The following is a 14,987-nucleotide window of genomic DNA, read 5'->3' as shown; positions in this document are numbered from 1 at the left end:
TCAGAGACTGAGATTAAGTCCAAAGGAAAAAGTGCGAGACAGTGGATAGCGTCCGGCATCCACTCCATATCTTCCTACCTCGGGATCAATGCCACTATACTTGGTAAAGGTAATGAGGTTGGATCCATTGAGATAAAAGCGTACCGTTGCCCTGGGCATAGATATAGCCTCCATCCAGACCTTGGGAAGCGTGTAGCCGAGGGTCACATTCTTTAGTCTCAGGTAGCTGCCGTCCTCGAGGAAGTAGCTGTTGGCACTCGAGTAGTTGCCATTCTCATCCTTTGCCACACCTATCCTCGGGATGCCGGAGTTGGGGTCAAAGTCGAAGGACTTCATCACGAGGGCGTTCATATTGCCCTCCACTCCGCGACCTGTGAGAGTCATCTGCTTGTAGGCGTTGTAGATCTGATTGCCCTGGATCCCCTGGAAGTCTATGGAGAGGTCCACTCCATTCCAGCCGAAGTTGGCTCCAAATGAGAAGGTGAACTTGGGCATATAGGAGCCGAAGTACTTATAGTCCTTCGTATTGATGACTCCATCATTATTCTGATCCACAAACTTGATGTCTCCCGCCTTGGCATTGGGCTGTATGGGAGATACAGCACCGGTCTCAGGATCCTTGTGGGTATAGGCTGCCACCTCTTCGTTGCTCTTAAAGATTCCGTCAGCCTCCTGTAGATAGAAGGATTGCCATGGCAGACCCACCTTGGAGCGGATGGGTGACATACCATTGACGACCAGGTTGTCCTGGATGTAGTCACGACTGCCGAGGTCGAGTACCTCTGAGTTGATGATACTCATATTGGCAAATCCGCCCCATGTGAAGTCCCCCGAGCGATCATTGTAATTAAGCTGAAACTCCCAGCCCTTATTCAAGACGGAACCTACATTACCCAGAGGCTCCTCCTCGACACCCATCGTGGAGACGATCGGTACTCGCTCGATGAGGTCCTTAGTGAGCTTGTGAAAGTAGTCTACCGTGAGTGAGAGTCTGTCAAAGAGACCCAAATCAAGTCCCACTCCCCATGACTCCGTGGTCTCCCATCTGAGGTCCGTATTAGAGATACCCCTTTGGTAATAACCGGTTACTGTATGGTTGTCTATGCCAAATACAGTCTGGCGTGCTTGTGCCATAGAGACATTGTAGGCGTATGGATTTACGGTTGCCACGCTTCCTACCTGACCCCAGCTGGCGCGGATCTTAAGGAGATTGATGGCGTCCATATCCTTCATAAAGTCCTCACTGGAGATCTTCCACGATCCGGAGACGGCAGGGAAGACTGCCGAGCGGTGGGATGGGTCCAGCTTGGAGGAAAGGTCGTTACGCACGGAGGCAGTAAAGAAGTATCTGTCGGCATAGGAATAAGCAATGCGACCAAAGCCGGAGATCATAGACTCCTCTACGATGCCCTCAGTCGGCTTGACTGGGATCTTGGTGGCATTGGAGAGGATGATCTTATTGAGATCCTCACTGGGCAGCTCCGTCCCCTCGACCCAGTTGTCACGCCAGTTGTCATACTGCATAGTGTACCCCGCCATCGCGCTGATGTGGTGGTCGTCCCCAAAGACCCGTGCATAGGTTGCAGTGGTCTCCCATATCCACCTATTGTGTAGGGAGTTGTAGATAGAGCGGGAGTTCTGCGAGCCACGGCCTCCGACCTCTCTGACAGCCGGTGTGAAGCCCTCATAGCGACCCCAGTCCTCACCGAGAGAGAGACGACTGATGATATCTAGTCCGTATAGGGGCTTGATATTCAGTGAAGTGGTGGAGAAGAGGGTTGATGCCGGCTGATTCTCGTGGAGTCGGAATAGAGAGGCTACCGGGTTATTGATCATACCATAGCCTGATATTCCCTGCTTAGCGTAGTATGCCGGGATGGTACCACCCCACACCTTATTTCCCTTTGCATCGAGAATTTCTTTTCCATTCTCGTCCATCTCATAGATGGTGGCAGCTGTAGGGTAGAAGGTTGCGTCAGCGAGGATTCCCTCGTGACCATAGTCGTTGATATTACCTCCCTGACCATTATCGTGAGTGAAGTGGAGACTCTGAGAGAGCTTCAGCCACTTATTCACTGTGAAGTCTGCATTGAGTCGTGCTCCAAAGCCATCTGACCACGTATTCTTCAGGATACCATCGTGGCGATCATACGATACTGAGAATAGAGCACTAAGCCTCTCGCTACCACCGCTGATTGAGGCGGCCACATGCTTCATGGAGCCGAGGCGGAAGATCTCATCCATCCAATTGGTGCGATCAATCATCCCATATGGGTACAGGCTGACGTTAGCCACTGCGGGCAGAGCAGCTGCATCGCCATTCTCTACGACCTTATTCCACACCTTGATATACTGACCTGCTGTGGTTACCTGAGGTTTCTTGGTGATCTGGTCAAAGCTATAGGAACTGTTGATATCCACATGCAGGTTGCCCTCCTTGGCCTTCTTAGTGGTTACCACGATCACACCGCCGGATCCTACAGAGGCACCATAGATGGCTGCCGAGGAGGCGTCCTTCAGGACAGTAATGTTCTCTACATCCTCAATGTTGAAGGGTGCACCCGGTACGCCATCCACGACATAGAGTACCTGATCCCCACCGCGAGACCCTTTGCCTCGGATATTGAGCTCCGCGCCTTTCATAGGGTTACCACCATTGTTCTGGATGGTGACACCGGGCATACGACCCTGAAGCATATTAGCCAAATTTGCCGGGCGAGACTTTAGGCTCTCGTCAATATTCATGGTGGAGATCGAGGTGGAGAGGTCCTCCTTGCGGGAGGATCCATATCCGATGACTACAAGCTCTTCTAGTGCCTGAGTGTCCTCCTGCAGCACAACCTTCAGATCACTTGTGGCTCCATTCACCTTTACCTGCTTGGGCTTGTACCCAATAAAGGAGAATGAAAGGGTTACCTGATCCGGAACCTTGATGGTGAAGTGCCCATTGAGGTCGGTGGTCGTGCCAAGTGTCGTACCTATCGCTTGGATAGTCACGCCAATGAATGGCTCATCGATGGTCCCGTCAATAACGGTACCACTTACTGTAACCTCGTTATTCTTCTGGGCCTTGGCCTCCATGGACATACCGAGTGACCCGGAGAGGAGAAGGGTCACTATGAGGTATGACAAGCTCTTTATGATACTATTGCGTTTCATTCTTTTATGCTCACTATGTTACTTGGTGGCGTTTGCCTTCTTGTTGTTTTCTATGATCTCCATGATGGCGATCTCGGGGTCATGCTCATTGTACTCCGTCACCTGGGAGAGCCACAGCTCTGCCATATGGAAGTATCTGTCACCGCCACCTGTACCAAGTAGGCTGATGAGATCGGTGCCATCGTAGCGGGAGGTCGGCTCCAGTCTGATGTAGCGAGTGCCTGCAGGCACGCTGAAGTACTCGCAATTGACTCTCACGCCACTCTCCTTGGGCATATCAAAGGTGACTGAGATCGGTGCTGACCAGCTGTTCCCGTCCTTGCTGAAGGAGACTCTAGCATCCTTGACAGAATCACCCTCCTTTCCGGGGCGGGGAGCGTAGCCAAGGATCATATCCTGAGCCGAGACACCGCTCTTAAGGTCGATAACGATGTTGTGGAGCTGGCTTACGTCCACCCAGCCATGCCAGTCAGAGTGGAAGTAGTTACCCAGATCTCCATCGGTAAGGTTCTCAATAGGACCCTCAGACTCCTCCTGAGCATTTGTGCTGAGTTGATCGGCGATCAGGGGGATATCCTTCCACGCCTTAGTGGTGTAAATCATCGCCATATGCTGGCTGACGGCAGAGGTGGTCATGGATGCTGAGGCGTCACCGGTACTACTGTAGGAGGTTACGGTGAAGTCAATCGTCCCGGCACACTCAGCAAGGCCGGAGGCGACCACCGATCCCTGCTCAGGCTTACCACCGAGCAGGACTTTGTGATTTAGGATTGGGTCAAAGTAAGAGACCATCACTCCGATGCAGTCGCTGTTCTCTTTTTTGCCTGACATAGACCACGAGATGGTGATCTGACCGGGTCCCTCCGACTTGGCAGAGACCTTCTCCAGAGGTATGGCACTCTGTGGCTCGGAAAGCTCGTTCTTATTGGTGTCGCAGCTGATTGTCATCAGCCCTACCGCCAGTGTGAAGAGCAAGGTTTTTGTTCCTTTCATATCCTATATTGATTAAGTAAAATAAAGTTCGCTTCCTTAAGTATGTAGTGCTTTAGAAAATAAGCTACAATATCATACTGTATGAAATCGTTCCAAAGGTAGTGGTTTGATGTGGCAAATCTAATGCATTTTGACGACATTAATGTTACAGTCTTTCTTTTACGCAGTTTTCGATTTTGGTGAATTGGTAGATAATGTTGATTTAATATTCTGGTAACAAGATGAATACAACGTTATTTTGACATTCTGGTGATGGGGAGCGTTATTACGGATGTTTGTCCTCTTTTTGCGTTAAGTCTTGTATAATGGCGATTTGAGCGTACCACTCTTTTATTAGTTGGTGATCACCTGAGACCGCTTTTTCGGGCGACCATTAAGCCTCACACAATCATGTACTATGCGTTCGTCCTTCAGGAGTAATTCTTTTACCGATATTAGTCTTGTCTAATACCGCTAAAAGAATTCTCTGATATCGGTAAAAGAATTCTCTAATATCGGTATTAGTCAGAGGGGAGATCCTGATCGATTTGAGCGATGATTTCGCGGTGATGTGAAAGGTGGTGAGAGAAAAAAAGGTACATTTGTGACTGTAAGGTCACGCCATGCAGATGGGTGTGAGCTTTAACGTGAGAATAAATTATTTGGTAACCAGATATATAATCAAGCTATGGCAGTATCAGAAAGCTTAATCGCCTCTGCACGTGAGAGAGCCCGCAAGTGGCTCTCTGAGGACTATGATGAGGAGACACGCCGTCAGGTGCAGCAACTCTTAGACGCTGAGGATCCATCGGAGTTGGTCGATGCGTTCTACAGGGATCTGGAGTTTGGCACCGGAGGTATGCGGGGCATTATGGGTGCCGGGACTAATCGTATGAATAAATACAATATCGGTGCTGCCACTCAGGGTCTCTCCAATTATATGATCAAGGAGTTTGGCGAGGACGCAGACCTTAAGGTGGTCGTCGGCTATGACGGACGTCACAATAGTAAAGTCTTTGCGCGTATCGTGGCAGATGTCTTTACCGCCAATGGCATCCATGTCTACCTCTTCAAGAGTCTTCGCCCCACGCCGATGATCTCCTATGCGATCCGTCACTTCGGCTGTCAGAGCGGAGGGATGGTGACCGCCTCACACAATCCGCGTGAGTACAATGGATTTAAGGTCTACTGGGAGGATGGCGCTCAGATCATTGCTCCTCACGACAAGAACATCATCGGTGAGGTCAATAAGATCCGCTCCGTGCGTGACATCAAGTTTGAGGGACGAGAGGACCTGATCACACTCATCGACGAGAGCTTTGATAAGCAATATATCGATGATCTGCTGACGACCCGCCTGACTCCCGAGGCGATCAAGGCTCATCACGACCTCTGCATCGTCTACACACCGCTTCACGGCACCGGTAGTCAGGTCAATGTCCGCGCTATGGAGGCTGCAGGATTTGACAACATCCATCCGGTCAAGGAGCAGATGGTTGTTGATGGGGACTTCCCTACGGTGGACTCTCCCAATCCGGAAAACCCTGAAGCGATGAAGATGGCACTTGACCTTGCTCATAAGGTAGATGCCGATCTCGTCCTCGCCTCGGATCCTGATGCGGACCGCCTCGCTGTGGGGTGTAAGGATAATGAGGGGAAGTACGTCCTACTCACCGGTAACCAGACCTGCCTCCTCTATGCTTACTATGCGATCAAGCGGCATCAGGAGATCGGCGATCTGTCGGAGAGTGACTATCTCGTCAAGACCATCGTGACCACCGACCTGATCCGTAATGTGGCTGATGCCGGTCACGTCGAGCTCTACGACTGCTACACCGGCTTCAAGTGGATTGCAAGTGTGATGCGTCAAAACGAAGGTACTCGTCGCTACCTCGGTGGTGGTGAGGAGAGTATCGGCTACCTCTGGGAGGACTTTGTCCGCGACAAGGACTCTGTCTCAGCTTGTATCATCATGGGTGAGATCTTTGCGTGGGCTCTGGAGCAGGGTATGACACTCTATCAGCTCCTCGATAAGATCTACCTCGAGTATGGCTACTCCGTCGAGAAGACCATCAGCGTGGTTCGTCCCGGTGTGACCGGTGCTCAGGAGATCGAGGATATGATGAAAAACTTCCGTCACCATCCCCTCAAGGAGCTTGCAGGCGAGCAGGTGACCGAGGTGCTGGACTACTCCACACTTGAGGGTAGAGATCAGGTGAGCGGCGAGACCTATACCCTCGACTTCCCCACCACCTCCAACGTCCTTCAGTTCTTTACCGCCAGTGGCACCAAGCTCTCTATCCGTCCCTCGGGTACGGAGCCGAAGATCAAGTTTTACATCGAGGTGCATGCCTCACCGAAGGACCCCGCTCAGCTGGCTGAGGCACGTCGCTCTTGCGATGAGCGTGTAGAGGCGATCCGTAAGCAGCTCGATATCTGAGCAATTAGATTGAGTTAATAAAAAGTAGTCAAGGGATGGGAGAGCGGTATGGAGCTGTCTCTTCCATCCCTTTCTGTTATGACGGATGAAAGTCTGTATTGCTGAGAAACCCTCCGTTGCTCGCTCCATTGCTGCTGTCCTAGGTGCCGTCGAGGCACACGACGGCTATATGGAGGGCAATGGGTATAGAGTCACCTGGACCTTTGGTCACCTCTGTGAGCTGAAGGAGCCGGCGGAGTATGCCACACGATGGCAGCGGTGGAGTCTCGTCCATCTGCCGATCGTGCCGGAGCGCTTCGGGATCAAGCTCAAGGAGGATAGTGGCATCAAGCACCAGTTTGACGTCATCCGCAGATTAGTGTCGGGGGCCGATGAGGTGATCAACTGTGGAGATGCTGGTCAGGAGGGTGAGCTGATCCAGCGCTGGGTACTCCAGCTGGCTGACTGTAGGGTCCCGATCCGGCGTCTCTGGCTCTCCTCTATGACTGAGGAGGCTATCCGAGAGGGCTTCGATCATCTGCACGACTCTGCCGAGTATGAGCGACTCTACTATGCCGGTATGACGCGAGCGATCGGAGACTGGCTCCTTGGGATCAATGCGACTCGCCTCTATACTCTTAAATATCGGTCTGGGGACTCTCGCCGCCTGCTCTCTGTCGGAAGAGTGCAGACACCGACGCTGGCCCTTATCGTCGAGAGGGCGGAGGAGATAGAGCACTTTGTCCCCGAGCCCTACTGGGAGATCAAGACGATCTACAGGGAGACCGCCTTCGCTACCACCGCAGGGCGATATAGCACGGTCGATAAGGCGCAGAAGATATTGGATAAGATCATGGGTAAGCCCTTCTCTGTCACAAAGGTGACGAAGAAGAAGGGGAAGGAAGCTCCTCCGCATCTCTTTGACCTTACCTCTCTCCAGATCGAGGCTAATAAGAAGCTGGGGCTCTCAGCCGATGAGACGCTTCGCACGATCCAGGCACTCTATGAGCGAAAGTTAGTCACCTATCCACGTGTAGATACCACCTATATCACTGAGGATGTCTACGCCAAGTGTCCTGAGATCCTTAATAACCTCTACCAGCGCAACCATGTACTAAGGGACCTTATTGCCCCGCTGGGACACAAGAAGCTCCGTAAGCTAAGGAGTGTCGTCGACAATAGTAAGGTGACTGACCACCATGCGATCATACCGACCGGTGAGGGTGGGGTATTTACCAGCAACGAGGAGCAACAGATCTACGACCTCATCTCGAGACGATTCCTTGCTGCCTTTTACCCCGACATGCAGTATGAGCAGACGACGGTCCAGGGAGCAGTCGAGGGCGTACGCTTCCGTGCCAACGGGCGAGTGATTGCTGACCCAGGGTGGCAGGCGGTGGCGAAGCCCGATGAGGATAAGGAGTCTCAGGACGAAGAGCCGATGACTACCGTGATGCCTTCTTTTGTCGAGGGGGAGCAGGGACCACACCGACCGGAGCTGCAGGAGAAGCAGACCCGCCCCCCCAGAGCCTACACTGAGGCAACCCTCCTCAGGGCTATGGAGACTGCCGGTAAGCTGGTGGAGAGCGAGGAGATGAAAGAGGCCCTGAAGCAAAATGGTATTGGCCGCCCATCCACTCGTGCTGCCATCATAGAGACGCTCCTCAGTCGCGGATATATCCGCAAGCAGCGTAAGACCTTGCTCCCGACTCCCGTTGGGAGGGAGCTGATCCATATCATCCGGGACGATATGCTCAAGAGTGTGGAGCTGACCGGTCAGTGGGAGAGGAAGCTACGCCAGATAGAGAGTGGCGAGTATGATGCTAGGCAGTTCATCTCCGACCTTACTCAGAAGGTTACCCGGATGGTTACTGAGGTGATTCGGGATCCTCGCACTATGAGTGCTCTGATCGAGGAGGAGAAGTCCGCTGTGTCGGAGAGGGGAGAGGAAAAGAAGAAACGGCAACGCCATTCCTCCGCTCAGTCTGGCAAGTCAGCAGATGCTCCTCCCGTCGAGGGAGACCTATGCCCTAAGTGTCGTCAGGGACACCTGCTTCGTGGGCGGACAGCCCTTGGTTGCTCGAGGTATGCGGAGGGGTGTGACTACCGATTTCCCCTTCCCGAGGAGTGACTTTAGACCAAGCCGTACTCCACCTCTGTACAGACGCGCTCGATCATAGCGTCCCGTCCATAAGGGTCGTAGTCAGCCTTTAGAGAAGCGCCAAAGAACTTGGCAAACATATTCCAAAATCCTGCTGCAAAGCCACCGAGGAAGGAGTCGATCAGCTCGTAAGACGTGCTATTTGTCTCCCGCGTGATGAGCTTAAGGAGGAGCTTACCCTGGCGGAGAGTGAGCTTTTTCATCTCTGGCTTATATTGCTCGTAGAGCTCCTTCTGCATCCGCTTGAGGTGTGCCTCACGAGCCTTATCATTAGGTAGCGTCTGGAGGTACTCGTAAGTCTCCATCATCGTCTCGCTCACCATCTTGGCGTACGGGAGGGTGATCTTGACATCTCTCACGAGACGATTATAAGCCCTGCGCTCCTCGGGCGTGGCATACTTCATCTCCCGATAGATAGAGACTGGACCGAGGTCCACTGTCGGGAGACTCTCGCCGTACTCCGTCCGGACCGGCACCAGGAATCCCTGCACCTTTTTCCCCTCCATTGAGATCTGCTTCAGCTCCTCTCGGAGAGACTCCTGAGCCTCTCCCAGTGCCGAGGTCAGCACCAGGGTGAGGAGCGATAGGAGGACCCGATAGGGGATATGAAGTCTCAGAGGATGCACAAGTAAATGGTTCATAGTCATACAGTCGAGGACGTGTGGTACGCCCCCCTTATCTACGGCACAAATATACGCAAAATGCCCCCTCTTAATTCGCTCAAAGGCTGATTATAAGGGAGATTTAGGAAAAAGGAGAAAGTATAGTTTTTTTTACAATATCAGAAGTGTCCCTGCCATTACCGCCATACCTGAGATCACACCGAATATAGCTTGGTGGTGCTTGCCATAACGCTCTGCTGCAGGAAGCAGCTCGTCGAGAGAGATGTAGATCATCACGCCGGCGATGACCGCATTGGTGGTATGGAGTAGAGCGGGTGTCAGGTAGGGCTGTAGGAAGAGGTAGCCCATGAGAGCGCCGACTGGCTCAGCTAGTCCGGATAGGACACCGAGGAGCAGAGCTCGTGAGCGGCTCCCGGTGGCGTAGTAGATCAGGACCGAGACAGAGATGCCCTCCGGGATATTGTGGATCATGATTGCCAGCATGATCGGCAGAGCGGTGGTGGGAGAGGATAGGGCGGAGAGAAAGGTGACCATTCCCTCAGGGAAGTTATGCAGCGTGATGATGAGACCGCTCATCAGCCCGATCCTCCTCAGCCCCTCCAGCGAGTGATCCTCACCGGTCCGCATCTCCTCCACCCCATGGATCTCGTGAGGATTTTCTGTCTCAGGGATTGCTAAGTCAATCAGCAGTGTTGCCACTATGCCGCCAAAAAATGCCAGCACCGCATATAGCTCCCCTATGGCCCCCCACGTCTCCACGAGAGAGACTCGCGCCTGAGACAGCAGCTCCACAAAGGAGATGTAGATCATCACCCCAGCGGAGAGTCCCAGCCCAATGCAGAGGAGTGACTTATTGGTCCGCTTGGAGAGAACTGCGATCGCAGCACCGATGCCAGTAGAGAGCCCTGCCAGCAGGGTCATCAGCAGGGCTATGGTAAAATTGCCTTCCATAAAAGATTAGTGGTGTATCAGTATCATCGTCAGTCCCATAAAGAATAGCCCCATGAGGATCCCAAGGAGAGAGGCGTGGCGTCTGCCGTAGCTGTAGGAGGCGGGGATCAGCTCATCGAATGAGACGTAGACCATAATGCCGGCAATCAGAGCGAGCATCAGGCCAAGGAAGAGGGGCGACTCCATTGGGGTAGAGAGGAATGCTCCGAGGAAAGCCCCGATAAGCTCCATCACACCCGAGAGAAGGCAGACCAGTAGCGCCCTCATACGTCCATATCCAGCATAGTAAATAGGTATGGCGATCGAGAGTCCGATAGGGATATTGTGCATCCCGACAGCCAGCATGACGGGGATCCCCTCCATAGGTGCTTCAGTCGCTGTCAGGTAGAGCATCATCCCCTCAGGTATATTATGTATCGAGATCGCGGCCGCTGCCGCCAGTGCGGAGATGAGGAGGGAGCGCTTCTCCTCAGTATCCTCCTTCATCATCCTCCCATCGCTGTGGTGGGTATGGTGCGCACTCCCGGGCAACAGTCTGTCGAGTAGAGCCATCATCGCCATCCCACCGGCGAAGCCCCCGAGAGCCAAGAGATGCCCTCGCTCTCCATAGAGCGAGACCAACTCCTCGCACGCCTCAGGGAGTAGACCCTGTAGAGCCAAGAATAGGAGGACGCCCCCTGCCAGTCCCATCCCTAAGGCGAGGAGCCGATCCTCGTTGGAGCCTCTCTTTCCAATGAGTGCCAAGGCGCCCCCTAGGGGTGTCGCCATACCGGCTCCGAGGGTCAGTAGCAGTGCGTAGAGGTCAAGGCTCATGGATTAGTATCTGAATATCGACGTGGGGATGGTATAGGAGTCGGAGTTAGACACTCCCTCGTCAGCCTTCATCGCCAGAGTGTCCTTGAGCCTATCAAGCCCGATCTTATGCGACCCCTTGAGTAGCCAGACACTCTCATCCGGCACTTCGATCACCTCCAGAAACGACCGAAGCCCCTCGATGTCTCGGAAGGTCATCGTCTCCGGTGAGGCGAGCCGGCAGAAGGTTTCGCCCACATAGAGCGTCGTGATCTCCGGCTCCCCCTCCATCAGTCTCATAATCTCCCTGTGCTCCTCGTCTGATGCGTCGCCCAGCTCCAGCATATCCCCTAGGATGGCAAACTTTGCCGGCTCCGGTGCTGTAAAGAGATTTTCAATGGCCGCCCGCATCGAGGAGGGGTTGGCATTGTAGGCATCCATAATCAGCGAGATGTGGCGTGGGAGCCTGACCACCTGAGAGCGGTCATTGGTCGGCGTGTAGGACTCAATCGCATTGGCAATCGTCGGCATGGTGAGCCCAAAGGTCACCCCGACTGCAAAGGCTGCGAGGACGTTGTGGTAATTGTAGCGCCCCACAAGATGGGTTCTGATATCCTGCTCGCCAAGGCTACAGCTGATCCGGAGGGATAGGTAGGGCTGCTCCCTTAGGATCGTTGCCTTGAAGTCCGGCTCCCTCTCGTATGAGCCGTCTGCGAGACCATAGGTCACTTGAGCCTCGTCGGACCAGCGCTCGCGCAGGAGTGGGTCATCGAGATTGAGGAATACGACTCCCCCGCTCTCATAGGCTCTCTCAGCGAGGATGCTCTTCTCTCTCAGCGTCCCCTCCAGTGAGCCAAAGCCCTCGAGGTGCGCCTTTCCGATCCCGGTGATCAGAGAGTGGGTCGGGCGTGCAATATCGGCGAGTGGAGCCATCTCGCCGGGGTGATTGATCCCGATCTCCACCACCGCTATCTCGTGCTCGTCATTGAGGCGTAGGAGTGTGAGCGGCATACCGAGGTGGTTATTGAAGTTACCCTCAGTATAGAGGACCTTGTACCTCTGAGAGAGGACGACAGCACAGAGCTCCTTCGTCGTTGTCTTGCCGTTGCTCCCGGTGATGGCGATGAGGGGGATCTTAAAGCTCTCCCGGTGTCTCTTGGCGAGCTGCTGCAGAGCGAGAAGTGTGTCCTCGGTGTAGATACAGCGCTCGTCCCGCTCAGCGAGAGACGGATCTGAGACCAGCGCCACAGCAGCGCCGCGCTGCAGAGCCGCCTCTGCAAAGGTATTTCCGTCCACACGCTCACCGGGTAGAGCGACAAAGAAGTCTCCCTGCTCTACCTGCCTGGAGTCGGTGCAGATAGAGGGGTGCTCCAAGAAGACCTTGTAGAGCGACTCTATATCTTGATTATTCATATCCTCTTATCTCTAATTCTTGACAAAATTAGTCTAAAAGAGGTCCCCCCGCAAGTATAGCTCCTTTTCCCCTTGCCACAAGTTGTCGATTTGTCACGAGAGTTCGCCACGGTCAGCGATCCTGAGGAGGTCGCCAAAGACGCCGAGCGCGGTCACCTCTGCGCCTGCTCCGGCCCCTCGGATAACGAAGGGGAGGTCGCCATAGCTCTCGGTGTAGATCTCAAAGCAGGAGTCTGCACCGCTGACCGAGCCGGGGGCGCTATCGGCAGGAAGGCTTCTGAGACCACAAGAGAGTTGGGTAGCATCGGTGCCGTCCCCGATAGTCAGCTCTCCGACATATCTCAGCACTTCCCCTTGAGAGGTGCTCGAGAGACTCTCGAAGTAGGACTGTGCCTCGTCCAGGCGCTCCATGAAGTGCTCTGCTGAGCAGTCCCTGAGAGACGATGGAACCAAATTCTCTACCTCAATGTCTGACATCTCTGCCGAGATGCCCACCTCACGTGCGAGGATTAGGAGCTTGCGTGCCACATCGAGACCATTGAGATCCTGCCGTGGGTCCGGCTCAGAGTAGCCGAGACGGGTGGCGGAGCGGATAGCCTCAGCGTAGGAGGTGCTGTCACTGAGTGAGGAAAGGATGTAGCCGAGGGTGCCACTGAAGAGTCCTCTGATGCGAGTGATGCGGTCGCCTGAGAGGTGGAGGAGCCGGAGGTTGTCGATCAGTGGTAGACCGGCCCCCACATTGGTCTCATACCTGTAAGTTCGCCGGTGGTCCCTCAGGATCTCACGCAGTCGGAGGTAGTCAGAGAAGGGACCGGTATTGGAGATCTTATTGGAGGAGACGAGGTCATAGCCCTGCTCAGCGAGCTCGCAATAGCGGTCTGCGATGGCAGGCGAGGCGGTGTTGTCGATGACGACAACATTCTCTAAGTAATTCTCGTCTGCATATCGGATGATCTCTCGGATCGGGTCGTCGGAGGCGGGGGCGGCAGCCTTTCGCTCCCTCCAGTCGGTGCCGATGCCCTCCTTGTCGAGAAGGAGCTGCCGGCTACTGGCGATGGCGAAGAGGCGGAGATCAACGGCTTTGTCGGAGCGGATCCGCGCCCGCTCTCTGGTCACCCGGTCGAGGAAGGCGCCACCGACCGTGCCGTGACCGATGCAGGCGATATGGATCCGCTTGGCGTGAGCAAACATCTCCCCGTGGATCACATTAAGCGCCTTCGGCACTTCTTCGTCATGGACGAGGAGGAAAAGGGTGTCACCGGTAACGGCATTGTTGACCAGCAGAGGTGTGATGCCATTTCGGATAAGGGCGGAGTAGGGGTGGTCGAAGCCGGAGAGGCTGACCCCGATGAGGGCAATGACGGAGAGCCCCTTCGTCGCCTCGATCGTGGGGCGGTGGATGTCCCGATCAAACTCTCTCCTCAGTGCCGCCACGGCATGGTCCGCATCGCTCTCCGCTACAACGAAGCCGACGCCACGCTCCGTCGATCCCTGGGAGATGATACCAGTGCTGATGCCCTCGTCCCTGAGGACGGAGAAGATCCTAGCATCAAAGCCGGGAAGCCCCTTCATCTCGTGCCGCTCAAAGTGGATCAGAGCCTTGCCTGAGAGGGCAGCGATGGCTCTTGCCTGCTGGGAGGATGGAAGAAGATGGACGAGCGTTCCCTCCTGGCGACATCCCTCGGGGCTGAAGGAGTCTAGTATGCGGAGGGGGATCTGCTTAGCAGCCAGTGGGTCGATCGTCTTGTAGTGGAGGATCTCTGCACCCAGCTGGGAGAGCTCGGCCGCCTCGGTGTAGGAGAGCTCGGGGATCTTGTGCGCTGAGAGGACGATGCCGGGGTGAGCGGAGTAGATGCCGTCAATATTGCTGTAGTTGTCGAGCTGCATGGCATCAAGGAAGTTAGCGAGTAGAGCAGCTGTGTAGTTGCTCCCATTTCTTCCGAGGGTTGTCCGCACCCCCTCGTTGCTTCGGGCGATGAAGCCGGTCACGATCGGGAGGGTGTCAGCGGGGAGGTGGGCAAAGTAGCTGCGCGTCTTATCCTCCGACTCCTTGAGCTCCACATTTGCCTCACCATAGGAGTCGTCGGTGACGATGAGGTCGCCGGCGTCGATCGGTAGGGCGTGAGGTAAGAGACGGGCAATGTGGTGGGCGGAGAAGATTTCCCCAAAGGAGAGGACCTCATCCAGTGTCTTGGCACTGCACTCTTGCAGGAGTTCGATCCCCTCGAGGAGCCTGGTAAGTTGATCTGAGAGTTCTTCGGTCCCCTCTCCTTGGTCAGCGAGGAGCCGGTGAAGGCTCTCCCGCCAGGGCTTTCCGGCTTCGGCGAGGTGAGCGAGCTCAAGGAGGCGATCGGTAGTCTTGCCTCGAGCGGAGACGACAACTAAAGGGGGAGTGTCGTCAGCCTCGGCTATTTCTTGGATGATATTGAGGGAGAGGCGGAGGGGCTCTCCATTGGCGAGGGACTTGCCCCCAAACTTTAGCACACGCATACTATAC

At 54.5% G+C, this 14,987-nt stretch carries 9 protein-coding genes; 2 read left to right on the top strand and 7 right to left on the bottom strand.

The features are described from left to right. Positions 1–3,159 (bottom strand): TonB-dependent receptor, encoded by a 3,159-nt coding sequence (locus tag QZR17_RS01340; RefSeq protein WP_297126659.1) that lies wholly within the window; start codon positions 3,157–3,159, stop codon positions 1–3. Between the two features lie 18 nt (positions 3,160–3,177). Further along, the gene (locus tag QZR17_RS01335) at positions 3,178–4,152 is read right to left on the bottom strand and encodes a discoidin domain-containing protein (protein WP_297126656.1); all 975 of its coding nucleotides are present in this window, start codon (positions 4,150–4,152) and stop codon (positions 3,178–3,180) included. 667 nt (positions 4,153–4,819) lie between these two features. On the opposite strand from QZR17_RS01335, the gene QZR17_RS01330 reads away from it, so the two are divergent. Beyond that, positions 4,820–6,571, top strand: coding sequence for a phospho-sugar mutase (locus QZR17_RS01330; protein WP_297126654.1), 1,752 nt, complete (start codon positions 4,820–4,822; stop codon positions 6,569–6,571). An 85-nt stretch (positions 6,572–6,656) separates the two neighbouring features. After that, positions 6,657–8,681 carry a DNA topoisomerase 3 gene (locus tag QZR17_RS01325; protein WP_297126651.1) on the top strand — a complete coding sequence of 675 codons (2,025 nt, stop codon included), beginning with the start codon at positions 6,657–6,659 and terminating at the stop codon, positions 8,679–8,681. Positions 8,682–8,683: 2 nt separating this feature from the next. Here QZR17_RS01325 and QZR17_RS01320 read toward each other — a convergent pair whose 3' ends face one another. From QZR17_RS01320 to QZR17_RS01300, 5 genes are all read right to left on the bottom strand, one after another. Further along, the gene (locus QZR17_RS01320; protein WP_297127138.1) at positions 8,684–9,217 is read right to left on the bottom strand and encodes a DUF4294 domain-containing protein; all 534 of its coding nucleotides are present in this window, start codon (positions 9,215–9,217) and stop codon (positions 8,684–8,686) included. Between the two features lie 267 nt (positions 9,218–9,484). Continuing rightward, positions 9,485–10,285, bottom strand: coding sequence for a zinc transporter ZupT (gene zupT, locus QZR17_RS01315; protein WP_297126647.1), 801 nt, complete (start codon positions 10,283–10,285; stop codon positions 9,485–9,487). 6 nt (positions 10,286–10,291) lie between these two features. Beyond that, on the bottom strand, positions 10,292–11,098 hold the full coding sequence (locus tag QZR17_RS01310) for a ZIP family metal transporter (RefSeq protein ID WP_297126644.1): 807 nt from the start codon (positions 11,096–11,098) through the stop codon (positions 10,292–10,294). A gap of 3 nt (positions 11,099–11,101) precedes the next feature. Next, complete coding sequence (murF, locus tag QZR17_RS01305; RefSeq protein WP_297126641.1) at positions 11,102–12,490, bottom strand: UDP-N-acetylmuramoyl-tripeptide--D-alanyl-D-alanine ligase; 1,389 nt, start codon at positions 12,488–12,490, stop codon at positions 11,102–11,104. Between the two features lie 93 nt (positions 12,491–12,583). Beyond that, positions 12,584–14,980: an aspartate kinase gene (locus tag QZR17_RS01300; protein WP_297126638.1), complete on the bottom strand. Its 2,397-nt coding sequence runs from the start codon at positions 14,978–14,980 to the stop codon at positions 12,584–12,586. Positions 14,981–14,987 lie beyond the last annotated feature (7 nt).

The organism is uncultured Porphyromonas sp. (assembly GCF_900541275.1).
Classification (GTDB): domain Bacteria; phylum Bacteroidota; class Bacteroidia; order Bacteroidales; family Porphyromonadaceae; genus Porphyromonas_A.
The sequence above is the reverse complement of the archived record's forward strand: the minus strand, read 5'-3'. Positions and strand labels throughout refer to the sequence as shown.